This window comes from Arthrobacter sp. E44 (assembly GCF_041877125.1).
Classification (GTDB): domain Bacteria; phylum Actinomycetota; class Actinomycetes; order Actinomycetales; family Micrococcaceae; genus Arthrobacter.
In genome coordinates, this window is sequence record NZ_JBHDJA010000010.1 from 62,283 (window position 1) to 87,875 (window position 25,593).

Annotated in this window: 26 protein-coding genes; 12 read left to right on the plus strand and 14 right to left on the minus strand. The window is 65.6% G+C overall.

Features of this window, described 5'->3' with window-relative positions; all coding sequences use genetic code 11:
• Positions 1-2 precede the first annotated feature (2 nt).
• A complete protein-coding gene (locus ACETK3_RS10810; RefSeq protein WP_236820828.1) occupies positions 3-542 on the minus strand; it encodes a TetR/AcrR family transcriptional regulator in 540 nt (179 codons plus the stop codon).
• A 58-nt stretch (positions 543-600) separates the two neighbouring features.
• On the opposite strand from ACETK3_RS10810, the gene ACETK3_RS10815 reads away from it, so the two are divergent.
• On the plus strand, positions 601-1,656 hold the full coding sequence (locus ACETK3_RS10815; protein WP_373992877.1) for an FAD-dependent monooxygenase: 1,056 nt from the start codon (positions 601-603) through the stop codon (positions 1,654-1,656).
• On the opposite strand, the gene ACETK3_RS10820 is transcribed toward ACETK3_RS10815, so the two are convergent.
• From ACETK3_RS10820 to ACETK3_RS10835, 4 genes are all read right to left on the minus strand, one after another.
• A complete protein-coding gene (locus tag ACETK3_RS10820; protein ID WP_373992878.1) occupies positions 1,657-3,480 on the minus strand; it encodes an ABC transporter permease in 1,824 nt (607 codons plus the stop codon).
• Entirely contained in the window at positions 3,477-4,541 is a 1,065-nt protein-coding gene (locus ACETK3_RS10825) for an ABC transporter ATP-binding protein (RefSeq protein ID WP_373992879.1), read from the minus strand. Before ACETK3_RS10825 ends, ACETK3_RS10820 begins: the two co-directional genes overlap by 4 nt.
• A gap of 47 nt (positions 4,542-4,588) precedes the next feature.
• Positions 4,589-5,665 (minus strand): extracellular solute-binding protein, encoded by a 1,077-nt coding sequence (locus ACETK3_RS10830; protein WP_306968216.1) that lies wholly within the window; start codon positions 5,663-5,665, stop codon positions 4,589-4,591.
• Between the two features lie 203 nt (positions 5,666-5,868).
• Positions 5,869-6,372 carry a GNAT family N-acetyltransferase gene (locus ACETK3_RS10835; RefSeq protein WP_236800273.1) on the minus strand — a complete coding sequence of 168 codons (504 nt, stop codon included), beginning with the start codon at positions 6,370-6,372 and terminating at the stop codon, positions 5,869-5,871.
• A 155-nt stretch (positions 6,373-6,527) separates the two neighbouring features.
• Here ACETK3_RS10835 and ACETK3_RS10840 point away from each other — a divergent pair, with 155 nt between their 5' ends.
• Entirely contained in the window at positions 6,528-7,043 is a 516-nt protein-coding gene (locus ACETK3_RS10840) for a MarR family winged helix-turn-helix transcriptional regulator (protein ID WP_236800272.1), read from the plus strand.
• Positions 7,044-7,453: 410 nt separating this feature from the next.
• Positions 7,454-8,434, plus strand: a complete 981-nt coding sequence (locus ACETK3_RS10845; protein ID WP_306968213.1) for a serine/threonine-protein kinase — start codon at positions 7,454-7,456, stop codon at positions 8,432-8,434.
• Here the strand turns inward: ACETK3_RS10845 and ACETK3_RS10850 are convergent.
• Together ACETK3_RS10850 and purB are read right to left on the minus strand one after the other, a co-directional pair.
• Positions 8,431-9,108: a histidine phosphatase family protein gene (locus ACETK3_RS10850; RefSeq protein ID WP_236800270.1), complete on the minus strand. Its 678-nt coding sequence runs from the start codon at positions 9,106-9,108 to the stop codon at positions 8,431-8,433. The two genes, ACETK3_RS10845 and ACETK3_RS10850, sit on opposite strands and share 4 nt — an antisense overlap.
• Before the next feature lie 135 nt (positions 9,109-9,243).
• Complete coding sequence (purB, locus tag ACETK3_RS10855; protein ID WP_236800269.1) at positions 9,244-10,686, minus strand: adenylosuccinate lyase; 1,443 nt, start codon at positions 10,684-10,686, stop codon at positions 9,244-9,246.
• Positions 10,687-10,853: 167 nt separating this feature from the next.
• Here purB and ACETK3_RS10860 point away from each other — a divergent pair, with 167 nt between their 5' ends.
• Both ACETK3_RS10860 and ACETK3_RS10865 read left to right on the plus strand, forming a co-directional pair.
• Positions 10,854-11,156 (plus strand): hypothetical protein, encoded by a 303-nt coding sequence (locus ACETK3_RS10860; RefSeq protein WP_236800268.1) that lies wholly within the window; start codon positions 10,854-10,856, stop codon positions 11,154-11,156.
• Between the two features lie 44 nt (positions 11,157-11,200).
• The gene (locus ACETK3_RS10865; protein ID WP_306968210.1) at positions 11,201-12,502 is read left to right on the plus strand and encodes a hypothetical protein; all 1,302 of its coding nucleotides are present in this window, start codon (positions 11,201-11,203) and stop codon (positions 12,500-12,502) included.
• A 45-nt stretch (positions 12,503-12,547) separates the two neighbouring features.
• Here the strand turns inward: ACETK3_RS10865 and ACETK3_RS10870 are convergent, their stop codons facing one another.
• A complete protein-coding gene (locus ACETK3_RS10870) occupies positions 12,548-13,480 on the minus strand; it encodes a hypothetical protein (protein WP_306968207.1) in 933 nt (310 codons plus the stop codon).
• Between the two features lie 229 nt (positions 13,481-13,709).
• Positions 13,710-14,135: a phage holin family protein gene (locus ACETK3_RS10875; protein ID WP_236800265.1), complete on the minus strand. Its 426-nt coding sequence runs from the start codon at positions 14,133-14,135 to the stop codon at positions 13,710-13,712.
• Positions 14,136-14,238: 103 nt separating this feature from the next.
• On the opposite strand from ACETK3_RS10875, the gene ACETK3_RS10880 reads away from it, so the two are divergent.
• The 5 genes from ACETK3_RS10880 (at position 14,239) to ACETK3_RS10900 (ending at position 19,829) form a co-directional block, all read left to right on the plus strand.
• Complete coding sequence (locus ACETK3_RS10880; protein WP_306968205.1) at positions 14,239-15,357, plus strand: histidinol-phosphate transaminase; 1,119 nt, start codon at positions 14,239-14,241, stop codon at positions 15,355-15,357.
• Between the two features lie 149 nt (positions 15,358-15,506).
• On the plus strand, positions 15,507-16,736 hold the full coding sequence (gene pdhA / locus ACETK3_RS10885; protein ID WP_306968204.1) for a pyruvate dehydrogenase (acetyl-transferring) E1 component subunit alpha: 1,230 nt from the start codon (positions 15,507-15,509) through the stop codon (positions 16,734-16,736).
• Entirely contained in the window at positions 16,736-17,716 is a 981-nt protein-coding gene (locus ACETK3_RS10890; RefSeq protein ID WP_306968203.1) for an alpha-ketoacid dehydrogenase subunit beta, read from the plus strand. Before pdhA ends, ACETK3_RS10890 begins: the two co-directional genes overlap by 1 nt.
• A gap of 7 nt (positions 17,717-17,723) precedes the next feature.
• Complete coding sequence (locus tag ACETK3_RS10895) at positions 17,724-19,208, plus strand: dihydrolipoamide acetyltransferase family protein (protein WP_306968201.1); 1,485 nt, start codon at positions 17,724-17,726, stop codon at positions 19,206-19,208.
• Between the two features lie 3 nt (positions 19,209-19,211).
• A complete protein-coding gene (locus ACETK3_RS10900) occupies positions 19,212-19,829 on the plus strand; it encodes a phosphatase PAP2 family protein (RefSeq protein WP_236800260.1) in 618 nt (205 codons plus the stop codon).
• 31 nt (positions 19,830-19,860) lie between these two features.
• Here the strand turns inward: ACETK3_RS10900 and ACETK3_RS10905 are convergent, their stop codons facing one another.
• From ACETK3_RS10905 to ACETK3_RS10925, 5 genes are all read right to left on the minus strand, one after another.
• On the minus strand, positions 19,861-20,196 hold the full coding sequence (locus ACETK3_RS10905) for a hypothetical protein (RefSeq protein ID WP_306968198.1): 336 nt from the start codon (positions 20,194-20,196) through the stop codon (positions 19,861-19,863).
• 175 nt (positions 20,197-20,371) lie between these two features.
• The gene (locus tag ACETK3_RS10910) at positions 20,372-20,800 is read right to left on the minus strand and encodes a universal stress protein (protein WP_236800258.1); all 429 of its coding nucleotides are present in this window, start codon (positions 20,798-20,800) and stop codon (positions 20,372-20,374) included.
• Between the two features lie 44 nt (positions 20,801-20,844).
• Complete coding sequence (locus tag ACETK3_RS10915; RefSeq protein WP_236800257.1) at positions 20,845-22,137, minus strand: PLP-dependent aminotransferase family protein; 1,293 nt, start codon at positions 22,135-22,137, stop codon at positions 20,845-20,847.
• 88 nt (positions 22,138-22,225) lie between these two features.
• The gene (locus ACETK3_RS10920; protein WP_373992880.1) at positions 22,226-22,870 is read right to left on the minus strand and encodes a hypothetical protein; all 645 of its coding nucleotides are present in this window, start codon (positions 22,868-22,870) and stop codon (positions 22,226-22,228) included.
• Positions 22,871-23,049: 179 nt separating this feature from the next.
• Complete coding sequence (locus ACETK3_RS10925) at positions 23,050-23,607, minus strand: NAD(P)H-dependent oxidoreductase (RefSeq protein WP_236820812.1); 558 nt, start codon at positions 23,605-23,607, stop codon at positions 23,050-23,052.
• Between the two features lie 123 nt (positions 23,608-23,730).
• On the opposite strand from ACETK3_RS10925, the gene ACETK3_RS10930 reads away from it, so the two are divergent.
• The gene (locus tag ACETK3_RS10930; RefSeq protein ID WP_373992881.1) at positions 23,731-24,342 is read left to right on the plus strand and encodes a TetR/AcrR family transcriptional regulator; all 612 of its coding nucleotides are present in this window, start codon (positions 23,731-23,733) and stop codon (positions 24,340-24,342) included.
• 266 nt (positions 24,343-24,608) lie between these two features.
• Complete coding sequence (locus ACETK3_RS10935; protein WP_373992882.1) at positions 24,609-25,592, plus strand: ABC transporter permease; 984 nt, start codon at positions 24,609-24,611, stop codon at positions 25,590-25,592.
• Position 25,593 lies beyond the last annotated feature (1 nt).

Consider the following 25,593-nt stretch of genomic DNA (forward strand, 5'->3'; position numbering starts at 1 on the left):
TCTTACGGCGCCAGCAGCCGCCGGACCGCCGAAGCGATCACCGCAGCGTCCGGAGCATCGTCCCGCCGGACGGTCAGCAGATGGAGCAGGACGCCGTCGCCGTAGTCGGCCACATCCCGGGCCCTGGCCCCCGCGTCCTGTACTCCCAGCGCGGCCAGGGCCTGCTCCAGCCCGCCCACCAGCCGGAAATGGCCGGCGGTCACCGATTCGGGCTTGTCCAGGGAGAGGGCCAGCCGGGCGCGGGTCAGCCCCGCATGCCGTCCGGCAAGTGCCAGGACCAGCGAGGCCAACTGGTTTGCCAGTTCCTCAACGCTGCGGGGCGGGCCGGCCGGCCCCTGCTCGGCCAGGAGCGCTGCGTCCAGTTCCAGCAGCCGCTCCAGCACTGCCGCAACCAGTGTGGCGCGGCTCCGGTAGTAGTTCGAGGTGGTTCCCTCGGCCACCCGGGCTGCGGCGTCAACGGCCCGGTGGGTGAGGCCCTTCATCCCCCTGTCCGCCACCACGGCCAGGGCGGCATCAAGCAGTTGGTTGCGGCGGTCCGGCATGCGTTCAGTGTAGCGGGACGCCCTTCCCATCCACTACAAAAGTAGTAAAATATGGTGCATGGAAACGATCACGATCGTTGGTGGCGGAATCGCCGGGCTCGCCCTCGCCGCGGCGTTGGATACCAGCCGTTTCCAGGTGACCGTCCATGAGAAACGCCCGGAACTGCCCGCCGTGGGCAACGCGCTGGGCATGTGGCCAAACGCCCAGCGGGCGCTGGCCCGGCTCGGAATCCTGGATGAGGCACGGGCGGTCAGCCCTGTGCTCGGCAGCGGCTCGGTCCGCAACGCCCAGGGGGAGCCGTGGGTGACCGTCGATGCGGGCGGGATGTTCGGCATTTCCCGGATTGACCTGATCCGGCTGCTGGATGCAGCCGTGCCCGCAACCGTCCGCAGGGTCACGGACACGGTGCAGGCAGTCCCCGCGGACGGCAGCCTGGTGGTAGGCGCCGACGGTGTCCACAGCATCGTCCGACGTGCGGCTTGGGGCGGGGCCACCCAAGCACGCCTCACGCCGTACCTTGCCCTCCGCGGCACCCTTCCCACTCCAGTCGAACCGGATGAGGTAGGCGAATACTGGGGCCGCGGCGACCTGTTCGGGATGGCCGCCGCCCGGGGAGGCTCCTTTTGGTATGCGAGTTACCGGTCCGAACTTGGCCCCTACGGGATAGATCCCGCGTTAGTCCTCGAGCAGGCAAGGGCTCGCTTCACCAACCACGCCCCTGCCGTCCGGCGCACGCTTGCCGCAGCTACGCCGGAGGAATGCCTGGTCCAGCGCCTGTGGACGGTTCCGCGCCTTGGCTCCTACGTCAGCGGCAGGAGGGTGCTCATTGGAGACGCCGCGCACGCCATGATGCCCACGCTGGGCCGCGGGGCCTGCGAATCGCTGGTGGACGCGGTCACGCTTGCAGACCTCCTCAACACCCTGCCCGAGGACCAGACGCTGCGGGCCTATAACCGGCAGCGGAGGCTGCGCACCCGTGCCGTGAGCGTGGCCTCGTCAGCGCTGGGACGGATTGCGCTCGCCGACCGTGCCCAGCCGCTGCGGGACCGGGTGCTCAACCTCGCCCGACGGCGGACCGCACGGGCCGCCGTCGGCAGCACCTCCGGCGGTTGATCAGCGAACGGCAGCGGCCGGACGCGTAGCGTCATCTTCACCCGGCGCTTGGGTGCCCGGGGCTCCCGGGCCGGGGGCTTGCGATGCGGAAGGCAGCGTTGGCAGGGGTTTTCTGGTCCTGCGCCGCCCGGCCCTGCCGTACACCAGGTACATGGTCACGCCCGTGATGACCATGAGGAGCACCGTGTAAACGAAGGTGTTGGCGATTCCCTCGGTGCCCTCGGCGCCGTCGGTATTGGCCTTGATGACCAGGCCCAATGGCTGCACCAGCGGGTGGGCCAGGAAGATGGCGGTGTCGTAGTCGTCGAGCAGGCTGTTGAAGTTCAAGGCTGTGATGGCTGCCGCTGCCGGGAGCACCAGCGGCAGGAGGATCCGCCTGAAAACGTACAGGGTCTTGGCGCCCATGATGGCTGCGGCCTCCTCCAGCGAGGAGTTCACGGAGGCAAAGGATGCCTTGAGCATCCGGAGGGTGAACGGGATCTTCACCGTGACGAAGGCGATGAGCAGAATCACCGTCGTTCCGGTCAGGACCGTACCTCCCACCAGCGGACTGGGATGGTCGTAACTGATAATCAGGCCCAGGGCCAGAAGGGCGGAGGGAAGGATCCACGGGATGTGCAGCAGATATTCGAAGGTTGACGCCAGCCAGTTTTTGTATTTTTGCAGCAGCCGGGCCACGAAAAGGAGTCCACCGACGGCGATGACCGCCGCCAGGGCGCTGTACACCACGCTGACGATGAACGGACGGATGCCCGACTGCTGGGTAAGGACGCGGCCGTAGTTGTCCAGTGTCAGGCTTGCCAGCGAGAGTTGTCCCGTCTGGATGGCAGCGCCGTCGGCAAACGAGTACAGCACGATCAGCACGACCGGGAGCGTGTAGACGGCAAAGAGGAGGTAGGCCACGCCGTGCACGGCCAGGTTGGCTGTGCGATTGGTGATCTCCTGCTTCTGGAGCTCGGAAGACACCTTCGACACGGAAAAGTAGGTGCCGCCCTTTTCGAGGCGGGACATCACGGCGAGCATCAGCATGGTGGCCAGACCCAGGATCACGGCCAGCAGCGCCGCCAGGTCGCGCGAGGTGGGGCTGTTGGTGAATGTCAGGATCATCGGCGTGATGGTCTGGAAGTCACGGCCGCCCAGCACTTGTGGAGCGCTCAACGCGCCCAGGCCCGTGAGGAACGACAGGATGGTGACGGCGAACAACGTAGGTTTGAGCATCGGCAGGACGATGCGCCGCAGGATGGTCCACGTCGAGGCGCCAAGATTCCGCGCCGCCTCGATGGTCTGGTAGTCGATGCCCTTGAGCGCGTTGGCCACGAATAGCATGTGGTTGGTGGTGGTTGCAAAGGTCATGACCACCAGGACGGCGAAGAACCCGGAGAACCAGTTCGGGTCCATCCCGGGGATCAGCCTGACCAGCAGCGAGGTGACGATGCCCTTGTCCCCGTAGATGAACTTGTAGCCCGCCGCCAGCACTATGCCGCCGTAGATGAAGGTGGAGGCATACCCCAGGAAGAGGATCCTGGAGCCGCGGATCCGGAAGTAGTGCGTGACCAGGACGATGAAGACCCCCACCGCGTTGACGGTGATGGACAGAGCTACGGCCAGGAGAAAGCTGTTGCCCAGTGCCTTCATTGCCCGCTGGGAGGAAAACAGCTTTTCCGCCGCGCGGCCGGAAAAACTGCCGTCAGGAAAGAACGTGGCCATCAGGATGTTGACGTTGGGCCATACCAGGAACGCGGCAATAAACCACGTGAGGACTACTCCAACCACCAGGACGAAGGGGGAACGAACCATGCCGCGGACTGTGGTGCTGCCGCTCATGGCAGGGCAACCGCCTGGTCCTGTTCCAGCGAAACACCAGTGTCTGGTTGGTACTGGAGGATGTGCTCCGGCCGGAGGTAAATGGTTGTACTGGTACCGGCGTCGGAGTGGGCGCCGCCGTCTTCCCGGACCAGGAGGCGTATGTCCGCGCCGTGGCTGCGGACCACATAGCGGCTGTGCAGGCCGTGGTAGGTGCGTGAGACCACGGTGGCGGGAAGTCCGACGGCGATTCCTCCGTCCCCGGGCCGGTCCAGTGAGGCTTTTTCCACGCGCAGGTACGACCTGGCGTCCGTGCTAAGGGCGGCTCCCGAGTGCCGGTTCACTTCTGCGACAAATTCCGGCGTCAGCGTGGAGCTGTCGCCGATGAAGTTGCAGACGAACTCGGTGGCGGCATGGTCGTAGATTTCCTGAGGGGTGCCGACCTGCTCCACGACGCCCTTATTGAACACGGCGACGCGGTCACTCATGGCCAGCGCCTCGTCCTGGTCATGGGTGACGTAGACAGTGGTGATTCCGAACTCGCTCTGCAGGTCCTTGAGCTGCTGGCGCAACTGGTGGCGGAGTTTGGCGTCCAGGTTGGACAGAGGCTCGTCCAGCAGCAGGATCTTTGGTCGCAGCACCAGGGCACGCGCAACGGCCACCCGCTGCTGCTGGCCTCCGGAAAGTTCGGATACATTTTTCGTGAGCTGCTCGTCGCTGAGCTCCACCCGCCGTGCAATATCCCGGACAAGGCGGTCACTGTCCGCCGATTTTTCCTTCCGCACCCGGAGCCCGAAGGCGATGTTCTCCCACACGCTCATGCTGGGGAACAGGGCATAGTTCTGGAACACCATGCCTACCTGCCGCTTGTCGCTTGGGAGGCGGGTCACGTCCTTCCCGTCCACCCGGACGGTACCCCTGGCCGGCTGGATGAAGCCGGCCAGGGTGCGCAGCGCGGTCGTCTTTCCGCAACCGGAGGGCCCCAGGAGGGTGAAGAACTCGCCGGGGCGGACATGCAGGTCCAGGTGCGGAATGGCGGTGAAATCGCCAAAGGTAACTTCGATGTTTTCCAAGCGGATCATGGCAAACCTGTCTGATGGAACGCGGGGACGGCGGCTGGTAGATCGTGTTACGTCATGTACTCAAGTTCGATCTTCTCCACCCAGGCGCCCATGTTTTTCTGGACGAAGCCCCAGTCGATGTCCTGCTGTTTGAGGCCTGCAAAGAAGTTCACAACCTCAGGGTTGGCCTTTGCTTGGGCGCCCTTATTGACCGGCATGGCGTTGAACTTCTGCGCGAACTCGCCCTGGACCTCAGCGCTCCCGAACCAGTCAATGAATTTCTGCGCCTGTTCCTTTTTCTTGGTCCCCTTCACCAGAGCTATCTGCTCCACGGCAAGCGGAACACCCACGGAAGGGATGACCGTGTCCACGTTCACTTTGAAGGACTTTTCACGGTCGGCGATGATCGAGGACGGCATCTGGCCCATGTCCACCTCGCCCGAAGCTATGCGGGCAAAGAGGTCGGTCTTGGCGACGGCGGGGCTGCCGTTCTTGAAGTACTGCTCAACCTGCTTCCACCCGTCGTCGGAAATCCCCAGATCGCCGGAGTCGTCCCGGTACCGGGAGAGAATGCCGGCGAAGACCAGTTGCGCGGTGGCCGTGCCCATGCCGGTGACCCGTTCATAACGGCTCTTGAATTCGTCCTTGGACCAGAGATCCGTCCAGTCCTTGGGTGCGGCGTCCTTGGCGATCTTGTCCGAGTTGTAGCCAAGGAGGATGGCCTGCTTCACCAGGGGCCAGTACGTCTCACCGTCACCCAGGCCCTTGTCCACGTCACCGGCCCATGTGGGCTGGTAGCTCTCCAGCGCGCCTTCGTTCTTGATCTGCGAGAAGTACATGTTGTTTAGGCCGAAGGCGACGTCCGCGATGGGATTGTTCTTTTCGGCAATGAGCTTGTTGGTGGCATCGGCGCCCCCGGCCCCCACGATCTCGATCTTGAACCCGGCCTCGGCAGCCTTGGCGGCCAGCCAGTCCCCCCGGCCTTCGCCGTTGGAGTTGGTGTAGATGACCAGGGTGTCACCGGACGCACCTGCCTGCGTTCCGGAAGCTTCACCGGTTGATGCCGGCTGGGTGGAAGCACCACCGCATCCGGCGAGAAGGGTGGCGGCGACGGCGGCGGCAACCAAAGTCTGCATTTTACGCACGATCAGGACTCATTTCTGGACTGGAATCGGAGCATGTCCGCACAGCCTATAGCCGGGCATGACGAAAACCGGGCTCTTATAGCTATCGATTCGATAAACAGCCCGGCTGCTCACTTTGAACCAGTCAGGGAAACAGTGGGGTCCGTGAGGGTGAACTGAGGGCGAACTTAGTCCTGTGACGGAGCCGCGCGGTACACCGGCAGTTAGGCCATGGCGGTCTGGGCGGCGCTGTGGGCGTTGATGGTTTTGGCGTAGCAGGAAGAGTGTTCCACCCCGACGTAGGGTCCGAAGTTCGGGATCGCCTCGAAGCCGGAGTTCCGGTAGAAGTTGCGGCCGTCCGGCTGGGCGGAGCCAGCCTCCGCCTTGATCCGCGTGATGCCTTGCCTGTAAGCCTCCGCCTCAAGTGCGGCCAGGATTGAGCTGGCAACCCCGGAACCGCGGGTGTACGGCAGTACATAAAGGCGCTTGATTTCGGCCGTAGATGCATCCAGGAGCCGCAAACCGCCGCAGCCGACGGGTTGACCTGAACCTTTGTCATACGCCACGAGGAACACTGCGCAGTCGGCGCCCGACGGCGGCAGGCCGGGTTCGTGGTCAGGGCGGCCAAAGCGGGCATCCAGTTCGGCCTGCTGGGCACGGCGCAGGTCCGCACCTACGGGGTTGGACCAGGGGACCTGACGGATGTTCAGCCGGGGGTTGGTCTGCATAACTGCCTCGATTCGCCGGAGGGGTATGCCTGATAAGGCTAGGCGGGCGCGGTTACGCGGGTGTTTCCTGCCGGTTAGGGCCTGGATAACGGGTGTGGGAGGCGGCACTGCACTTTACTTGGCAGGCTAGTTATCAGCTGGTCTAGAATGATGGCATGGTTTCTACGGGCAACGAAGGATCCGGCTACTGGTATGGGCCCGACGGCCAGCTGGACTACAGTGCAGCGGTGTTGAAGTCACTCCGGGACTACCGGGCGGCCGAAACGGAAATCCGCCGCAGCACCAGGGACTCCATGGGCATGGGGGAAACGGACATCCTTGCCCTGCGGTACCTGCTGAGGGTCCAGGCGTCGGGCAAGCAGGTTGTCCCGAAGGATCTCAGCCAGTTCCTCAATATTACTAGCGCCTCCACCACCTCGCTCATCGACAGGCTGGTGGCCAGTGGGCATGTCCGCCGCGAGCCGCATCCCTCCGACCGCCGCTCGGTGGTGGTCGTGCCGACGGTCGAGTCCGACAAAGAGGTGCGCGAAACCCTCGGCGCCATGCATCAGCGGATGATGTCCGTGGCGGAGAGCCTCACTGCGGACGAAGCGCGTGTTGTCGTGGATTTCCTCCAGCGCATGACCGAGTCCCTTCAGGTGCATGAAAACGAGGAATTAAAAGTTCACTAGGCTGACTAGCTAGTTCAGCTAGTTATATGTATGCTTACGAATGTTCCTGAAGTTGCTTCCAACGGAGTCGTGAGTGTCTTGGTTACCTACACCGAAGTTTCACCGCCTGAGCCTCGCCTGGGCCCTCTAATCCCTGACAACCACGCCGGCCTCCCGGACAGCCACACGGACCTGACCCGATCTACCCTGGACGGCACCACTGCGCCGCAGGGCGGACGCGTGGTCCACTGCGGCACTCCCATGCAGCTCGTGACGCCGGCAGTTGGCTTGGAAGCAGCGAGCTATACCTTCGCACCCGCCGACGCCGTCGGTACTGAGCTTCCGCCCGTTTGGCGCTGCGGCTGTGGGTTTCAGCTCGATGCCTGGTCCGCCGGTCCCCGCCGGGGACACGCGTCAGTGGTTTCCCCCGTATGAGGCTCCTGGACACAGAACTTGCTGCGCCGCTCCCTGTTCGTGCCGAGGGTGTCGTTGCCGGGCGCTGGCAGCTTCGGGAACGCCTGGGCCGCGGGTCCGCTGCCGAAGTTTTCCGGGCCGTAGACCCGGAAGGCGGTCCCGATGTTGCAGTCAAGATCGCCGCTGCCAACGGCCGGAAGCAGCACCAGCGCATCCAGAACGAAGCCACCGTCCTGGCTGGGCTCAACCACCCGTCCATTGTGCGGCTTCTTGCCCAGGGTGTTATGTCCCAGGGTGGTACCTACGCCGGGCGTCCCTTCCTGGTGGAGGAGCTGGCTCTGGGAACAAACATGGCCGAAACCATACGGCTGCAGAGCCCGCAATCAGGTGACGTAGCACGTTGGGCGCGCGGCCTTTTCGAAGCGCTCGCCCACCTTCACACCAGCGGCCTTGTGCACCGTGACATCAAACCGGCAAACCTGATGCTGAGCGGCCTGCGGAGAAGTCCCGTCCGGATCGTTGACTTTGGGATCGCAGCGGCGGCCGGGGCGGCTCCCGAGCCCGGGATTTCCTCCGGAACCGTGCATTACATGAGCCCGGAGCAAGCAGCCGGCGGGGCAGCGGAGCCGTCCTGGGACGTGTATGCCATGGGGCTGGTCCTGCTGGAACTGCTCACCGGCACCAAGGCGTTTCCCGGTACCGCCATCGAATCCCTCGTGGCCCGCACCTTGCGCTCGCCCGAGATGCCGGATTCCTTGGGTGACTGGGCTGTCCTGCTGCGTTCCCTGACGGCGATGGATCCCAGTGAACGCCCGACGGCGGCAGTCGCCGCGGCGATGGCGTCCCGGTTGATTCCGTCGGCATCGCCTTCCAGCCAAGGTTTCCAGCGCACGCTGCACAGCCCAAAGAGTCAGTGGGGCCGGCGCGGCGAGGCAGTTGCGGGGACGTGCCCGGCGACGCGCCCGTTCCCTGTCCGGCGCCACCGGCAGCAGGCCTAGGGAGCCGCTACGTCCCGGCCGGTGGGATCCCCGGCCGTTGGGTCTGCCAAGGCAAGACCGCCCACCGGACTTCCGTCCCAATGGATCAGGGTCCAGCCGGCAGCCAAGTCACCCTCCAGGGCAACGATCCCGGTGTTGGCCAGGACATGCCGTGCTGCGAACTCGTGGTCTGCGCCCTCGGCCCGACGTCCCGCCCAGGTGCGGATGGCAGCTCCGTGGCTGACCACGGCGACCGTGCCGTGCTGCTGCCGCTCCGCCCGTTCCACCACCTGCGCGATGGCAGCGTCGAACCGCTCGAAGAAGGCATGGCCGTCCGGGCCGGCAGGCATGCGGCGGTCCAGGTCACCGGCGGCCCAGGAGATCACCGTCCCCATATAGCGTTTGTGGGCTTCGTGGTCGGTCAGCTTCTCCAGTGAGCCGGCCTCAATTTCGTGCAGCCCGTCCAGGACCTCCACATCGAGGGTGTGCAGCCGGGCCAGCGGGGCGGCGGTGATCTGCGTCCTGACCAGGGTGGAGGCGTAGAGTGCCCCGATGCGTTCGTTGGCCAGGGCCTGCGCCATGGCTTCCGCCTGGCGTTCGCCCAGTTCGGTCAGACCGGGCCCGGGGTGGTCGGTATCCAGTTGGCCCAGCACATTGCCGGGGGTTTCGCCATGGCGGATCAGGAGCAACTTCATGTTTCCCAGTTTCCCACCTGAACCCTTCCGGACGTGCGGCGGCAGCGGTGTTGCCCTGCCGGGTGCAAGGAAGAAGGCGCCGGGCCTCGTCGAAGCCCGGCGCCGCCGTCGTACGTTCCTGCCCTGCGTGCGGGCTTATTTCAGGTGGTCCACCAGCTGGTCCGCGATGCCGGTGTACTTGCCGGGAGTGAGGGCCAGGAGGCGTGCCTCAGCCTCGGGGGAGAGGCCCAGGCCCTGTACAAACTCCTGCATGCGGGCGGCATCCACACGGTGGCCGCGGGTCAGGTCCTTGAGGCGCTCGTACGGGTTCTCCATGCCTTCGACGCCGGCAATCGCCTCGGCGCGCATGACCATCTGGATTGCCTCGCCCAGGACCTCCCAGTTCGTGTCGAGGTCCGCGGCGAGGACATCCCCGGCCACGTCCAGCCGGTCAAGGCCCTTGGCGACGTTGGAGATGGCCAGCAGGGAGTGGCCGAAGGCCACGCCGATGTTGCGCTGGCTGGAGGAGTCGGTGAGGTCGCGCTGCCAGCGGGAGGTCACCAGGGTGGAGCCCAGGACATCCAGCAGGCCGGAGGAGATCTCCAGGTTGGCCTCGGCGTTTTCGAAGCGGATGGGGTTGACCTTGTGCGGCATGGTGGACGAACCCGTTGCGCCGGCCACCGGGATCTGCGCGAAGTAACCAATGGAGATGTAGCTCCAGATGTCCGTGCAGACGTTGTGCAGGATGCGGTTGAAGCGCGCAACGTCGGCGTACAGCTCTGCCTGCCAGTCGTGGCTCTCGATCTGCGTGGTCAGCGGGTTCCAGGTGAGGCCAAGTCCCTCGACGAACGACTTGGATACCTGCTGCCAGTCGGCGCCGGGAACCGAGGCCACATGGGCTGCATAGGTGCCGGTGGCGCCGTTGATCTTGCCCAGGTATTCGGTCTTGGCGATCCGGTCCAGCTGCCGGGTCAGGCGGTGTGCGATGACGGCCAGTTCCTTGCCCAAGGTGGTGGGCGTGGCGGGCTGGCCGTGCGTACGGGACAGCATGGGCACGGCACGGTTGTCTTCGGCCATCTTGCTGATCTGGCCCACCAGGGCGCGTGCGGCCGGCAGCCACACGTCCTCCACAGCACCCTTGACTCCCAGGGCATAGGAGAGGTTGTTGATGTCCTCGGATGTGCAGCCGAAGTGGACCATGGCGGTCAGGTTTTCGATGCCGATCGCGGGGAGGCGGCGTCCGATGTAGTACTCCACGGCCTTCACATCGTGCACGGTGACGGCCTCGATCTCGGCCAGCTCTGCCACGGACGCGGCATCAAATTCGGTGACGATGGCACGGAGCTGCTGTTGCTGTTCCGCGCTCAGGGGTCCCGCGCCGGGAAGCACATTGTTGCTGGTCAGGTGGATGAGCCATTCCACTTCGACGGCCACGCGGTCGCGGTTCAGCGCGGCCTCGGACAGGTAGTCAACGAGGGGTGCGACGGCGGACTGGTAGCGGCCGTCCAGGGGACCGAGCGCGATTTTTTCCGGTGACGCGGCGAGGGCCAGGCGTCCTGAGGGCGTGCGGGTATCAGCTGTGGCGGCAGTTTCAGGCATGTGCTGATTCTTTCACGAAGTCCGGCGCCGCCTTAAGCGCGTTCCTCACGTTACTTGTCCACATAGCCGACGGCGGCGCTTACCCGGGCAGGCAAGCGTCCCTAGCGTTGGAAGCGGCAAGGTTGGGGCGGGATCATCTGGCCAGGGAGACCGGGACGGGAAGCAGCATGGGGAACGAACTGATGGACGGGATCTGGGGCAGCGGGCTGGGTGTCAGCCTGGAAGTCCAAGAGGTGGGCAGGAGGGTGGCGCAGTGCTCGGAAAGTGCTGAAGGGGTGCTCTCGGGATTCCAGGACATCCAGCTGTTGGACTGGCAGTCGCCAGCGGGACAGGCCTACCGGGATTCTGTCGCCTTGCAGGCGGTGGCGGTGCGAAGGGCGCTGGACCGGATCCGGGAGGCTTCTGCCGCGGTGGCAGCACATGCCCGCGCTGCACTGACCTCAGAATGTTCGCCTGACGGCCGGTTCTGATGGCTGACGCAACGCCATCCGGAACGGGAGGACCTATCCGGGTTTTGCCGCCACTTCCGGACGGCAACCTTACAGTCTCCGGCGGGGTGGGCGGCATTACGGTCCAGCTGGAGGAGTTGGAGGTGGGAGCCCGAAAGCTCGATCGGCTCGCCGAGCGTCTTGCCGCCATCGAATCCGGGCTTTTCACCGCATGGCAGGAACTCGGTGCGCACCAGAACCGCCCGCGCACTACGGGAACTGCCGCCCTCATTGCCGTGTGGGAAGCGAAGGATGCCGTCCAGGAAGTCTGCCTGGAACTGCAGCGGATCAGCGGCCAAGTGCGCAGCTGCAGGCGGGAGTATGAGATTGCCGAATCTGCTGCCCACCTGAAGTGGAGGCTGGGTCTGTCGGATCCCGACGTGGAGCTCCAGAAGCACGTGGACTTCTGGCGGACGGGATTCCTGAACGGGGATGCCACGGAAATGCTCGTGGCAGACGCCGTCATCCTCCTCCCCGCGATCAAGCCCGCGGTTGAAGAAAATATCCCCTCACTGCGCACAGGCCCGGTAACGGCCACACAGGAAGAAAGTCTGCCCATCGATTTCGACGCCAGCCCGGGCGGGCTGCTTGAACGGGTACGGCTGATTGAGGCACGCGGCAGCGGCTACATCGAGGTTATCGAGGTGGACGCCGGAGGCAGGAAGGCCTACGTTGTGGTGGTTCCCGGAACCCAGGTCAACGAATCCGATGGCGGCACCAATCCTTTCGATCTGGGGGGCATCGCCGATGGCATGGGCGGCCGGTCCGAACGCGTGAATGCCGCCGTGATCCAGTCGCTGCGGGCGGCGGGCGCGGAACCGGGAGCGGATGTTGTTGCCGTTGGGTACAGCCAAGGCGGCATTCATGCCATGAACCTGGCGGCAGACGAGGCCTTCTTGAAGGAGTACCGGCTCAAATACGTCCTGACCGCCGGGTCGCCCGTTTCACGCATCATGCCTTCCCCCGATGTCAGCACCCTGCACCTGGAGCACCGAACAGACTGGGTGCCCGGCAGCGACGGCTTGCCGAACCGCGACGCCAGGAACCAGGTCACGGTAACCATGACCAATGACCTTTACGTGCGGGGCGGAGAAGATGCCGGGCTGGGTCCCGGACACAGCCTCACGGGCTATCAGGAGGCGGCCCGGCAGGTGGGCGCCAGCAAAGACCCCTCACTGGTCCAGTCCACGGCGGTGCTTGGCAGTGTCCTCGGCGCCGGAGGTGCTGCGACTGCCACCCGCTTTGTGTTGTCCAAGACTCCGCCGCCCCCTGTTCCCAAGGACCGCAGGGACCCCTTTTCCGGGAGGCCGCAACCGGGTGCCCGGTAGGGCGCCGCCTGGTCCCGGAGGTGGAGTCAGTAGAAGCGGGGCCAGTCAAGAGATCTGCGCGGCATGCAGCTCAGCGGACAGGTTTGGCCGTGTCTTCTCCGGCTTGGGGGCAGGCTCCGGAGCGGATGGTGGCGCGGGCTGCGGAGCTGGCTGTGAAACCGGGGGCGGAACTGCGCCAGGGCACCGGTAGTTGTAGTCGAGGTCGTTCTCCGTGAACTGGGTCGTGGTTACAGTCCCGCCGGGCGTCAACGGGGCGGCCTCGCAGTATTCCTCTGCCGACTCAGCGGAGTAGGCGCCCGCCAGCCAGTTCTGAAGTTTGTAGAGGTTGCTGTCGGGACTGACATCGCCCCCGATCTCGCCGAACTGGTACCCCGTGGAGTAAATCCCGACTTCTGCCCCGGCACCCTGCAGGAAAGCCGTCATGCCTTCCAGCTCGGCCGCATTGACCGCCTTGTCCCATAGCCAGCTGTTCCCGAATTCGACATCGAGCCACCACATCCGGTGGGGCACGTTGTGCCCGGCATGCTGCAGGATGTCGGCCGCGTTGGCGGCCATGGCGTAGCCGTGGACGTAGGCGCAGGCCGGCGAGCCGGTGCCGTCACATGTCCCGTAGGGGTTGCCGACAACAGCGTCGCGATAGGTGTTGCCTGCGGGCCACCACAGAGTGTCCACAGGACCGGTTGCGGCGGTGTTCACATACACGGCCGCCGGTGTCCCTCCTGCCGAGGCCGCGCTTTGGTCCGCCCAGGCCAGCTGGTCCGACAGGCACGGGTTGGCCGTATCCGGCCGGCCACCGTTCACGCCGACGATCGCAAACGCAGGGGGTGAAGGAAGATCTGTGCCGCATTGGGGCCAGGAGATGTCGTTGCCCAGCCCTGCGGGACTGGGTACAGGCCCCGATTCGGCGTCCGCGTAAGCGGGACCGGCCTGCCAGGCGAAAAGCAGGCACGCAGCGAGCAGGATTCTTATGGGCTTCATCTTTGGCCCCCATGTTCCGGAACTGACACCACCGGGCCTTCTTGCGGCCCGGTTCGCAGCCTAAAAGGCCGGCGCCACGGGGGTCATGGGTGGCTGGTACTGGTCTTTTGGGAACCTGGCACGGGGGAAGGCACTGTTAGGTACCTGGTTCGGGGGCACTCCTACTTGGGTGGATGAATCCCGGCCGGTCCGCGGGCGCCGCCAGGGCGGCAGGTCATCCTGCAGGACGTCAGCGCCGTCCGCCGGGCAGCAGCCCTGCCACCAGCGAGACCAGGGAGATGATGATCACGGCGAACACCGCGGTCCAGAAGAAGGAATCGATGGTGAGTTGCACGGACGTATAGCTGCTGATCCATGCCGTCAGGTAGAGCATGGCGGCATTGATGACGATGGCGAACAGGCCAAGCGTCAGGATGGTGATGGGCAGTGCAAGAAGGCTGACCAGCGGCCGGACAAAAGCGTTCACCAGGCCGAAGATGAGGCCGATGAAGAGGTAGGCGAGGACAATCCCGATGATTCCGGGGTCCTGGGAGATGCCGGTTCTGGCCACCGCAGCGGACGCCCCGGTGCTGGTGATGTCCATGCCCGGCAGGATCCAGTTGGCGATCCAGAGGCCGGCAGCATTAACCACGATCCGAAGGATGAAGGAACCCATGGCACCATGCTTCCATACGGTCCCTCCGGGCGACTGGCAGCGGCCTTAATTTCTGCCGTTCGTTCCCCGGAACCCTTGAGGGCCTCGAAGTAGGCTAGGGGCCATGACTTCATCTGAGACCAGGGCGGGCGGAATCACGCCGCGCCCGGTGCTGGACCGGCTGCCCCGCTACGCCGCCGGAAAGCCGCCGGCCGCGGTCAGCGGACTGGCCAGCTACAAGCTGTCCTCCAACGAAAACCCGCTCCCGCCGATTCCGGCCGTGCTGGACGCCATCGCCAACCAGAAGGACGTCAACCGCTACCCGGATCCCCTGAGCAGCAAGCTCCGTGCCGCGCTCGCAGAGTTCCTTGATGTGCCTGCCGAGGACATCGTGACCGGAGCTGGAAGCCTGGGCGCGTTGAACCAGATCCTGGCCGCCTTTGCCGGCCAGAACGATGACGGCAAGGCGGACGAAGTCATTTACGCGTGGCGCTCCTTTGAGGCGTACCCCATCAGCGTGGGCCTGGCAGGCGCCGAGAGCGTAAGGATCCCCGTGACAGCCGACGGACGGCACGACCTCGCAGCCATGGCGGCCGCCGTGAGTGCCCGCACCAAGGTGATCCTGCTCTGCACGCCCAACAACCCCACCGGCCCCGCCCTTACCGCGGCTGAAACGGAGGCCTTCATCCGGTCCGTCCCGGCCGACGTCGTGGTGGTTATCGATGAGGCCTACCAGGAGTTCGTGCGGGCGGAGGATGCAGTGGACGGGATCGCGCTTTACCGCAAATACCCCAACGTTGTGGTGCTCCGGACGTTCTCCAAGGCACATGGCCTGGCCGGACTTCGCGTTGGCTACAGCGTCTCCCATCCGGAACTGACCCAGTACCTTCGGGTCGCCGCCACACCCTTTGCCGTGTCCCAAATTGCCGAAAAAGCGGCAATTGTTTCCCTGGAGAATTACTCCCAGGTTGTGGAAAGGGTACAAAAGCTCGTGGCCGAGCGGACACGGGTCCTGGCCGGCCTCCGGGAGCTGGGATGGGCGGTTCCCGATGCCCAGGGCAACTTTGTGTGGCTTGCCCTTGGCGCTGAAAGCACAGCCTTTGCGGAGTTCGCGGGCACCCGGGCCCTGTCCGTGCGGGCATTCGCCGGGGAAGGCGTCAGGGTCAGCATCGGGGAGCCCGAGGCAAACTCCCGGTTCCTCCAATTGTGTGCCGACTATACAAAGGCGCCAGCAAGTTCCTAGCGCTTAACAAGTAGCCCTCCAGCTACTTACCGCAGATAAAGTTAGGATCAGTAAGCCAATGTATATGCCGTCAGAGGAATGTATTCCTTGTAAGGCATATATCCTCACGACATCGCATTGCATCCGGATGCGGCAGGCAAGGAGACGGTATGGGCACTCATCTGCCTTCCACCGAGTTCGACGGAACAGCGGTAGACGACCAGCGCGAGGCCGATGCTGAGGCCGTCATGGGAGAGCCCCCTGCCCAGATGGTGCAGTTGCTGGGCCCCGACGGAAAGCTGGGCGCCGATCCGGTCTTCAGTGAGTACGCGGACAAACTCACCCCGGAGGACCTCCGCGGCCTCTACGCAGACATGGCCGCCATCCGCAGGTTCGACGTCGAAGCCACCGCCCTCCAGCGCCAAGGGCAGCTGGCATTGTGGGTCCCGCTTACCGGCCAGGAGGCAGCACAGATCGGCTCGGGCAGGGCCAGCCAGCCGCAGGACTACATCTTTCCCACCTACCGGGAACACGGCGTAGCGCTCACCCGCAACGTGGACCTGGCAGAACTCCTGCGCCAGTTCCGCGGGGTTTCCAACGGTGGCTGGAATCCCAGGGACACCAACTTCCACCTGTACACCCTGGTCCTGGCCGCGCAGACCCTGCATGCCGTCGGCTACGCCATGGGGATCCAGCGGGACCAGAAGCTCGCGGCGTCAGACCGCGCAGGAAGGCAGCCGGATGCGGCCGTCATCGCTTACTTCGGCGACGGTGCCAGCTCCGAGGGCGATGTCCACGAATCGATGGTGTTCGCCTCCTCCTACAAGGCTCCCGTGGTGTTCTTCTGCCAGAACAACCACTGGGCCATCTCCGTGCCCACCAACGTCCAGACTCGCGTGCCGCTCTCCAACCGTGCCAAGGGCTACGGTTTTCCCGGCATCCGGGTGGACGGCAATGACGTGGTCGCTGTACACGCGGTCACCGAGTGGGCACTTGAGCACGCACGCCAGGGCAAGGGCCCGGTCCTGATCGAGGCCTTCACCTACCGGGTGGGTGCGCACACCACCGCGGACGATCCCACCAAGTACCGGCACTCCGACGAAGAGGACGCCTGGCGCGCCAAGGACCCGCTGGCCCGGCTCGAAAAGTACCTGCGCGCCGAAGGCCTGGCCGACGACGCCTACTTCGCAAAGGTGAAGTCCGACGGCGACGAGCTGGCTGCGTATGTCCGACGCACCGCCCATGATCTTGAAAACCCGGACATCCGGACGGCCTTCGCCAACGTCTACGCCGAAGCGCACCCGCTGGTGGCGGAGGAACTGGCGTGGTTCGAGGAATACAGCGCAGGATTTGCCGGCGAGGAAGAATCCGCCGGGCAGGCAGCAAAGGCAGGCCACTGATGACCACCATGACCATCGCGAAGGCCATCAACGAGGGCCTTCGCGCCACCCTCGCCGCCAACCCCAAATCACTGCTCATGGGCGAGGACATCGGCCCCCTGGGCGGCGTCTACCGGGTCACCGACGGGCTGATCGGCGAGTTCGGCCCGGACCGCGTGGTGGACACCCCGCTGGCGGAGTCCGGCATCATCGGCACCGCCATCGGCCTGGCCCTGCGCGGCTACAGCCCCGTCTGCGAGATCCAGTTCGACGGCTTCGTATTCCCCGGCTTCAACCAGATCACCACGCAGCTGGCCAAGATGCACGCCCGCAGCAACGGCAGCCTCACCGTTCCGGTGGTCATCCGCATTCCCTACGGCGGTGGCATCGGCTCGGTGGAGCACCACTCGGAGTCCCCCGAGGCCCTGTTCGCCCACACGGCGGGACTGCGGATCATCACCCCCTCCAACCCGCATGACGCCTACTGGATGGTCCAGCAGGCCGTGCAGTGCCAGGACCCGGTGATCATCTTCGAACCCAAGCGCCGCTACTGGCTCAAGGGGGACGTGGATGTCCAGGCGCCCGGCCCCGCCGAAGACCCGTTCAAGGCACATGTGCTCCGTGAAGGGACCGACGCCACCGTCGTGGCCTACGGCCCCCTGGTTCCCGTGGCCCTGGCCGCCGCCAACGCAGCAGAAGAGGACGGCCGCAGCGTTGAGGTCATCGACCTGCGCTCCATTTCGCCGATCGACTTCGACACCGTCACCGCGTCCGTGCAAAAGACCGGCCGGCTGATCGTGGCGCACGAGGCACCCACGTTCGGCGGAATCGGCGGCGAAATCGCCGCCCGCATCAGCGAACGGGCCTTCCACTCGCTCGAATCCCCGGTGATCCGTGTGGGCGGATTCCACATGCCGTACCCCGTTGCCAAGGTGGAGGAAGACTACCTTCCGGACATCGACCGCATCCTGGAGGCGCTGGACCGCGCCCTCTCCTACTGAGGACACCATGACCCTGAACAAGTTCAACCTGCCCGACGTCGGCGAGGGCCTCACCGAAGCGGAAATCGTCTCCTGGAAGGTCAAGCCCGGCGACGCCGTGGCCATCAATGACGTCCTGTGCGAGATCGAGACCGCCAAGTCCATCGTGGAACTGCCGTCCCCGTTTGCCGGGACCGTCACCGAACTGCTGGTGCAGGAAGGGGTGACGGTCGACGTCGGGACTGCCATCATCAGCGTCAGCGACGAGGTTGCCGGCGACCCCACCCCCGCGGACGTGCGCGCACCCGAAGCACCCGCACAGCCGCAACAAGCGGCGCAACCGCTCTACGGCAAGCTCCCCCAGGATGAGGCGCCGGAGGGGACGGACGACGGCGGCACTGGCGCCGGTGCCCCGGCCGGCGGTCCGCTGGTAGGTTCCGGCCCGAAGGCTGACGCCGTCAAACGGCGCCCGCGCAAGACCTCACCAGCCGCTGCCGTGACGGTCAACGCACCCGAGGTTGAGCCTGTGCAGCCGCGCACCCCCGCTGAGGTGTCCGCCGGCGCACCCGCCGTCGTCGACAACCGCCCAACCCTGGGCGGCACCATCACCGGCCTGGTCAACCGGGTCCTGGCCAAGCCCCCGGTCCGCAAGATCGCCCGTGACCTGGGCATCGACCTGGCGGACGTCGTGGCCACCGGCTCCCGGGGCGAGGTGACGCGGGAGGACCTGGTGAGCTACCAGGCCCAGCGCGACGCCGAACTGGACAAGGCGGACGGCTTCTGGGGCAAGGCAGGAAAGCCGCAGGACCAGCGGGTGGAGCGGATCCAGGTCAAGGGCGTCCGCAAGGCCACGGCGAAGGCGATGGTGGAATCGGCCTTCGCGGCGCCACACGTCAGCATCTTCGTGGACGTTGACGCCAGCCGCACCATGGAGTTCGTCAAGCGGCTCAAGGCCTCCCGGGACTTCGAGGGCGTCAAGGTGTCGCCGCTGCTCATCCTGGCCAAGGCCGTCATCTGGGCAGCAGCCCGCAACCCCAGCGTGAACGCGTCCTGGGTGGACAACCAGGACGGGTCCGCCGAGATCCAGGTCAAGCACTTTATGAACCTGGGCATCGCCGCAGCAACGCCCCGCGGCCTCATGGTGCCCAACATCAAGAACGCCCAGGACCTGTCGCTCAAGGAACTCGCCCTGGCCCTGAACAGCTTGGCCACCACCGCAAGGGCCGGGAAGACGCAGCCAGCTGAAATGCAGGGCGGCACGCTCACCATCACCAACATCGGCGCCCTGGGCATCGATACGGGTACGCCCATCATCAACCCGGGCGAGGTGGCCATCGTGGCCTTCGGGACCATCAAGCAGAAGCCCTGGGTCCTGGACGGAGAGGTGATTCCCCGCTGGATCACCACGCTTGGAGGGTCCTTCGACCATCGCGTGGTGGATGGTGATTTGTCCGCCCGCTTCATGGCCGACGTCGCGGCCATCCTGGAAGAGCCCGCGCTCCTCCTGGACTAGCAGGTGACGGTAAGTGGCGGGTCAATCCGGGTCAAGAACCGGACCGCCAGATGGCTGACTGAGGTTTTCCAGCCACCGGTGGTGGTTTCCCTCCAGCTGCTGATCAGCCCGCTGGCGGAGGCGGGGTTTCCCGGGTCCATCGGGTACGGCGCACTGGCGGCGGTCTTTGTGTGCGTGCTTCCGCTGGTGGTGCTGCTTGTCCTGGTCCGAATGGGGAAGGTGACGGACCACCACGTCAGCGACCGGAAGCAGCGTGCGCCCGTGCTCCTGATGGCACTGGCCTGCATCGCTGTCGGCTTGCTGGTGCTCAACGCCGTGGACGCGCCGCCGAGTGTGGTGGCCATGGTCCTTGCGGTGGTGGGCGGAGTCGCCGTCCTGGCAGCGGTCAGCCCGTTTTGGAAAATGAGCGGCCACGCCGCGGCGATGTCCTGTGCCGCCGTCGTATCCGTGCTGATGCTGGGCCCGGCGTGGGCGCCGCTGCTGCTCCTGGTCCCGGCGGTCAGCTGGTCAAGGGTGGTCCTAAGGGCGCACACGCCGGCGCAGGTGGTGGCCGGTTCGCTCTTCGGCGGCGTGGTGATGGCCGGAATCTGGTGGCTGTTGCGGGGCTGGCTGGTGGGATGAAGCCCCGGGGAGCACGCGCAGCGCCGGGGCTTTAGTACGCGTTGTAGGCAGTCAGGGCGTCAATGACCGCCGGATCGGCAGTGGCTCCCAGGGCGACCGCAGCGCCGGTCATGCTGACGCCCATCAGGGCGGCCATGCCGGCCCAGGCGCTCAGCAGCTTCCAGTCCTCGCGCAGGACACTGCGGACGGTCTGCGGAAGCTGAAGCCCGGGAGTGATGAGGTTGGGCGCGCTGTCCAGGCTGCCGTCGTCCAGCAGCGCAACCACCCTGTCGTTGCCGCGGTCCACCCGCATGGAGCTGATGTGGTTGCCGTGGCGGGCCAGGAGGATGTCGTGGCCAACGAGCTGGCGGCGCTGCAGAGTAATCAAGGAGGAGCCCTTCGCTGGGGGTGGAATCGTCAGTGTCCACGCCTTTGGGGGCCTCTACAATTTTATCGTTGCGCCCCCAGCTGAAACGGTGATACAGCGGTGAGAACGGACACCCCCCGCAGCGATGTCCGCCACCACGGGGAGTGTCCCGGGTTACTCCCGGGGGCTGGAGGGCCTAGTCGGCGTCGTAGGTGTTGGCGATGTAGACGTCGCACGGTGCGTTGTGGGCCACGCTGTTGGCCACGCTGCCAAGTACCCGGCCGATGCCGTGCATGCGCCGGTTTCCCACCACGATGATCTGTGCGTCCATTCGGACCGCTTCCTTGATCAAGGCGTCGGCGGGCCGTCCGCGTGCTGCCGAGTACGTCACGGTGATGTCGCGGCCCAGCGATTCCGCCACAGTGCGCGCCACCTGCTCTGCAGCGTCCGCATCGGAGACGATCCACCGGTCGCTGCCGCTGCCGAAAACCTCGGTCCGGTCGCTGTCGAAGGCGGATACGACGTGCAGCGAAGCGCCCATGGCTGCTGCCAGGCCCTTGGCCGACTCGGCCGCCTTCTTTGCGGTCTCACTGCCGTCAACCCCTACAACGATGATTCCACCCATATGCATGCTCCTTTGCTCGGTTTACGGCTTTCGTGTGGCTTACGCTACAGCGCGGCGATGGCTTCCTGCAGCACCGGCGCCAGGCGGCGCACTCCTTCGGCGATCGCGTCGGGAGGCACGGCGCTGAAGGCGAGCCTCAGTTTGTTGGACGGCTCGTCCGACGGCGTGAAGGCGGCTCCCGGGATAAACACCACCCCGGCGTCGATCGCCTTGTGCAGCAGAGGGTAGGTATCGACGCCTTCGGGCAAAGTCACCCAGACGAAGAAGCCGCCCTGCGGACTGGTCCAGGATGTTCCGGCCGGCATGAATTCCTTGAGGGCGGCCAGCATGGCCCGGCACCTTTCGGCGTAAAGCCCCCGGTAGGTCTCGATCTGCCCCTTCCAGTCGTACCCGCGCAGATAGGCCGAGACCAGCATCTGGTTCAGGGCAGGTGGGCAGAGCGTCACGGACTCCGCGGCAAGGTAATAGCGGCGCTGCAGGTGCTCCGGTACCAGGGCCCAGCCGATGCGGAGGCCGGGAGCGAAGATCTTGGAAAAGGAGCCCAGGTAGATCACGTCGTCCGGGTTGGCGGCCCGGAGGGGAGCCAGGGATTCCCCCTCGAAACGGAGCAGGCCATAGGGGTTGTCCTCCAGCACCAGGATATTGGCACGGCGACATATATCCACCACCTGCTGCCGGCGTTCCTTGGCCAGGGTGATGCCGGAGGGGTTGTTGAAGTTGGGGATGGTGTACAGGAACTTGATGCTCCTCCCGGCCAGCTGCAGGGCTGCGATGCGGGCCTCCAGCAGTTCCGGAACCAGGCCGTACTGGTCCATTTCCACTGTCTCCACCTGGACCTGGTACGCCTCAAAAGTGTTCAACGCGCCCACGTAGGTGGGGTCCTCCACCAGCACCACGTCGCCGGGATTGCAGAAAAGCTTGGTGGCCACGTCCTGTGCGGACTGGGAGCCGGCGGTGATCACCACGTTCTCCGGTTTGGCATCGAGGATGCCTTCGGTGGCCATCACCTCGCAGATCTGGGCCCGCAGTTCAGCGGTTCCCTGCCCGGCGCCGTACTGCAGGGCTGTGAGGCCGTCCTCGGCGATGATCTTGGCGGCCGTCGCTGCCAGGCGGTCGAGCGGCAGCGACTGCAGGTAGGGGCTTCCACCGGCCAGGGACACCAGGCCGGGCCGCATGGAGATGTCGAAGACGTCGCGCACGGCCGACTGGCGGATGTTTGCCGCACGCTCGGAGAAGAGTTCCTCATGCCGGTGCGCCGAGGTGGCGGCGCGTTCGATGGCGTCAATGGCCTCTGCCGGAAGCGTGCCGGCCGCAGCGTCAAGTGTCTCGTGGCTCACAGAGTCAGGATACAGCCCGCTGTTGCTTCGAAAGCAACAGCTGTTTATCCCTGATTTACCGGCGCGAGGTTCGGCACCGGGGGGCGCGCTACTTCAACTTCAGGTAGTCCGCCAAGGTCTCGCCGTTGACGTAGATGGCGGCTTTGACGGCGCCGACGGCTTCAAGTGCCGTCTGGGTGAGCTGGGCCTCAATGCGGGGAAGGTCGCAGGTCCCGCCCGGGTTGAGGGTTCCTGCCAGGTAGACCGTGACAGTGGTGCCGTCGAAGCTGCCGGACAGGAACCTTAGCCGGGAGCTGCCCAGCGCGTTGTACAGATTTTCCGGCTGCTGTCCACCGCCCAGGATGGCGTTGACAGCTGCCTTAAGCCTGTCGTCCCCCGCGCCGCCGGCCAGGGCAGCGCCAACCAGGCTGTCGTTGCAGCCAAAGCGGACGCCGTGCCTGCCGCCGTCGTCCATCAGCACGAAGTAGGCCCTGACCGGCGGGGCCGTAGCCTCGGTGCCGCTGCCAGGGGCGGGCGAGGCCGCGGGCGCCCCGCGTCCGGATTCAGTGCCGGCAATTGTGGCGGGAAGGAAGGCCAGTGGGGCGGCACTTGGTCCGGTGCTTCCCGCTGGAGCGGGGGATTGCCCCTCCGGGCGGGGGAGCGGGGCGCTGCAAGCGGTGAGCAGCAGGGCCAGGCATCCGGCGGCAGCCATGGCGGCACGCCCACAGCTGTCCCAGCGTCTTTTTCCTGCCATGGGGCCGCAATCCGATCCGGTAGTTCCAGTGGATTAACGCTAAGGCCGGTCTTCCCGCCGGGGATGTCCGGACGGTACCGGTTGGGACAAGAGTTGGTCACGGTGCCTGCGCCTGCCCTTAAACGCGGCAGTGTCCGGGACGCACGGGGCGTACCGGACACTGCGGGGTGCGTGACGGGCTAGGCTGCGGGTGCGGATGCGGCCAGGGCGTCGAAGATGCCCTTGATCTGCTCCACTACCTCGGCGTCGTCCTTGGGGTGGACCTCGGCGAAGCGCACCATGGAGCCGGGGACGGCAAGCTTGACGTCTTCCAGGACCTTGGCGCCTGCGATGCCGGCGGCCTTGCGGGCCTCATCCTGGGCCCACACGCCGCCGTACTGGCCAAAAGCGGTGCCGACGACGGCGGTCGGCTTGCCTGCCAGGGCGCCGGCGCCGAAGGGGCGGGACAGCCAGTCGATGGCATTCTTCAGGGTGGCGGGAACGGTGCCGTTGTACTCGGGGGTGACCAGCAGGACGCTGTCAGCCTCTTCAGCGGCAGCACGCAGTGCTGCCGCCGCGGCCGGGACCTGGCCTTCGACGTCGATGTCCTCGTTGTAGAACGGGATGTTGCCCAGGCTTTCGTGGATCACCACGTCCACCTGCTCCGGCGCGTTGAGCTGGATGGCTTCCGCCAGCTTCTGGTTCGTGGATCCGGCGCGGAGGCTGCCGACAAGGGTCAGTACGGTGCTCTTGGTCATGGAAACTCCTGGTTTGGGGGGCGCGGCCGCAGGCCGCCTTCGGTCGAACTTCAGGCTTCGAGCCTTTCAACAGAGTAAACGGACCGGCGGTCCGTTTCTATTCCCTCTGGCTACACTGTCTTTGTGAGTTCCATCCCAGTGCGGCCGGAAACGGCTCCGGTTACGGCCGCGGAGCGCAGCGATGCTGCCCGGAACCGGGAGCGCCTCCTGCTGGCTGCCCGCGAACTGATCGAGCAGGGTGGAGCGGCCGCGCTCACCATGGACCGCCTGGCCGAGCACGCAGGCGTGGGCAAAGGCACCGTCTTCCGCCGCTTCGGGAGCAGGGCCGGACTGATGCTGACCCTGTTGAATGACTCCGAGACCGCCTTCCAGGCCCGCTTCCTGTTCGGTCCGCCGCCCATGGGGCCGGGCGCTGCGCCCCTCGAGCGGCTCATTGCCTTCGGGACCGAGCGGATTGCCTACGTGGTGGAGTTCGGGGACCTGGTCCTCGCGGCCGGTCATGCCTCCCGGGGACGGTTCGAGGTGCCGGCCGTCGCCCTCTGGAACCAGCACGTGGAAATGCTGCTGCGTGAAGCCGGAGTGCAGTCGCCGGAGCCGTGGTTGATGGCCGGCTCCCTTACCGCAACCCTGGACCCCGAACGGCTCCTGCACCTCATCCGCGACCACGGAGTCACACGTGACCGTCTTGCCGTCTCGTGGCGCGATCTTGTGACACGTGTTGTAACAGCCGCGTAGGTTACGTGCTGGAGGTTCCGCCCGTCCAGTCATACAAACTTCACAGAACTATTCATAACGATCTGATACGGCGCGCCCGATTTCCGTGGATTACCGAGCTTTTTGGGTTGGGGCTTGTGATAGTTTCCTCTGGAATGTGACCCGCGACATAGTCCACCAGGACCGGCCCCAGGGCTGCGGGAAGCCAGCTACCCGCTGGTGCAGGACCCGGTGAGGCGGCACAATCTGTGCTTGTCCGGGGAAGACGGAAGGATCCAGCAGCGCACATGCTCAAGTACCTCGCCAAGCGCGGCATCACCTATGTGGTGATGATCTTCCTCACCACGTCCGCCGGTTATTTCCTGGCTGTCAGTTCACTCAAGCCGGCACTCCTCGAGCAGGAGCGGATCCCCCGGCCAACCCCGGAACAGGTCGCCAACTCCATGCGGTTGAAGGGACTGGACCCGGACCTCAGCCCATGGGAGCGCTACGTTGACTGGCTGACCGGCATCGTCACCCGCTGGGACTGGGGCCGGAGCCCCAACGGTGCCTACGTCAACGCCGAGTTCGGGGACCGCGTCTGGATCTCCACCCGGCTCTTCCTGGCGTCGATCATTTTGACCCTGGTCATCGGTGTTGCCTTGGGCGTCTATTCGGCGGCCCGGCAGTACAAGTTCCAGGACCGCGCCATCACGTCCTACAGCTACCTTGCCTACATCGTGCCCGCGCCCATCGCCTACTTCCTTGTGCAGTTGGCCGCCATCAGCATCAACGAATCAGCGGGGAACCGCATCTTCTTTGTCACGGGCATCTCAACTCCAGGTGTCGAGCCCGGCTGGCCCCAGTTCGTTGACCTGCTGGCCCATTATGTTGTGCCCACGGTGGCCATCACCCTGGTGGGCTGGGGCGCCTACCAGATCGCGCAGCGGCAATACCTGCTGGACAACGTCAACGCCGACTTCGTCAGGACCGCCCGGGCTAAGGGCCTGAGCCGGAACCAGGCCATCGCGCGGCATGCGCTGCGCGTCTCCTTCATTCCGGTGGCCCAAAGCATCGCCTTCACCATCCCGGCCATCTTCGCCGGCGGTTTCTTCGCCGAAAAAATCTTCGCCTGGCCCGGCGTCGGTTCCTGGAGCATTGATGCGATTTCGCTGCAGGACGTCAACGCCGCCACGGCCACCCTGGCCTACGGCTCCGTGATCTTCGCCATTGGCGCCATCCTGGCGGACTTCGCCACCACGCTTGTCGACCCGAGAGTGCGGGTGCAGTAGC

What these genes read in the sequence shown, in the direction of transcription:
- ACETK3_RS10810 (WP_236820828.1), bottom strand. Translation starts at nt 542, where the DNA reads ATGCCGGACCGCCGCAACCAACTGCTTGATGCCGCCCTGGCCGTGGTG.
- ACETK3_RS10815 (WP_373992877.1), top strand. Translation starts at nt 601, where the DNA reads ATGGAAACGATCACGATCGTTGGTGGCGGAATCGCCGGGCTCGCCCTC.
- ACETK3_RS10820 (WP_373992878.1), bottom strand. Translation starts at nt 3,480, where the DNA reads ATGAGCGGCAGCACCACAGTCCGCGGCATGGTTCGTTCCCCCTTCGTC.
- ACETK3_RS10825 (WP_373992879.1), bottom strand. Translation starts at nt 4,541, where the DNA reads ATGATCCGCTTGGAAAACATCGAAGTTACCTTTGGCGATTTCACCGCC.
- ACETK3_RS10835 (WP_236800273.1), bottom strand. Translation starts at nt 6,372, where the DNA reads ATGCAGACCAACCCCCGGCTGAACATCCGTCAGGTCCCCTGGTCCAAC.
- ACETK3_RS10840 (WP_236800272.1), top strand. Translation starts at nt 6,528, where the DNA reads ATGGTTTCTACGGGCAACGAAGGATCCGGCTACTGGTATGGGCCCGAC.
- ACETK3_RS10845 (WP_306968213.1), top strand. Translation starts at nt 7,454, where the DNA reads ATGAGGCTCCTGGACACAGAACTTGCTGCGCCGCTCCCTGTTCGTGCC.
- ACETK3_RS10850 (WP_236800270.1), bottom strand. Translation starts at nt 9,108, where the DNA reads ATGAAGTTGCTCCTGATCCGCCATGGCGAAACCCCCGGCAATGTGCTG.
- purB (WP_236800269.1), bottom strand. Translation starts at nt 10,686, where the DNA reads ATGCCTGAAACTGCCGCCACAGCTGATACCCGCACGCCCTCAGGACGC.
- ACETK3_RS10860 (WP_236800268.1), top strand. Translation starts at nt 10,854, where the DNA reads ATGGGGAACGAACTGATGGACGGGATCTGGGGCAGCGGGCTGGGTGTC.
- ACETK3_RS10870 (WP_306968207.1), bottom strand. Translation starts at nt 13,480, where the DNA reads ATGAAGCCCATAAGAATCCTGCTCGCTGCGTGCCTGCTTTTCGCCTGG.
- ACETK3_RS10875 (WP_236800265.1), bottom strand. Translation starts at nt 14,135, where the DNA reads ATGGGTTCCTTCATCCTTCGGATCGTGGTTAATGCTGCCGGCCTCTGG.
- ACETK3_RS10880 (WP_306968205.1), top strand. Translation starts at nt 14,239, where the DNA reads ATGACTTCATCTGAGACCAGGGCGGGCGGAATCACGCCGCGCCCGGTG.
- pdhA (WP_306968204.1), top strand. Translation starts at nt 15,507, where the DNA reads ATGGGCACTCATCTGCCTTCCACCGAGTTCGACGGAACAGCGGTAGAC.
- ACETK3_RS10890 (WP_306968203.1), top strand. Translation starts at nt 16,736, where the DNA reads ATGACCACCATGACCATCGCGAAGGCCATCAACGAGGGCCTTCGCGCC.
- ACETK3_RS10895 (WP_306968201.1), top strand. Translation starts at nt 17,724, where the DNA reads ATGACCCTGAACAAGTTCAACCTGCCCGACGTCGGCGAGGGCCTCACC.
- ACETK3_RS10910 (WP_236800258.1), bottom strand. Translation starts at nt 20,800, where the DNA reads ATGGGTGGAATCATCGTTGTAGGGGTTGACGGCAGTGAGACCGCAAAG.
- ACETK3_RS10920 (WP_373992880.1), bottom strand. Translation starts at nt 22,870, where the DNA reads ATGGCAGGAAAAAGACGCTGGGACAGCTGTGGGCGTGCCGCCATGGCT.
- ACETK3_RS10925 (WP_236820812.1), bottom strand. Translation starts at nt 23,607, where the DNA reads ATGACCAAGAGCACCGTACTGACCCTTGTCGGCAGCCTCCGCGCCGGA.
- ACETK3_RS10935 (WP_373992882.1), top strand. Translation starts at nt 24,609, where the DNA reads ATGCTCAAGTACCTCGCCAAGCGCGGCATCACCTATGTGGTGATGATC.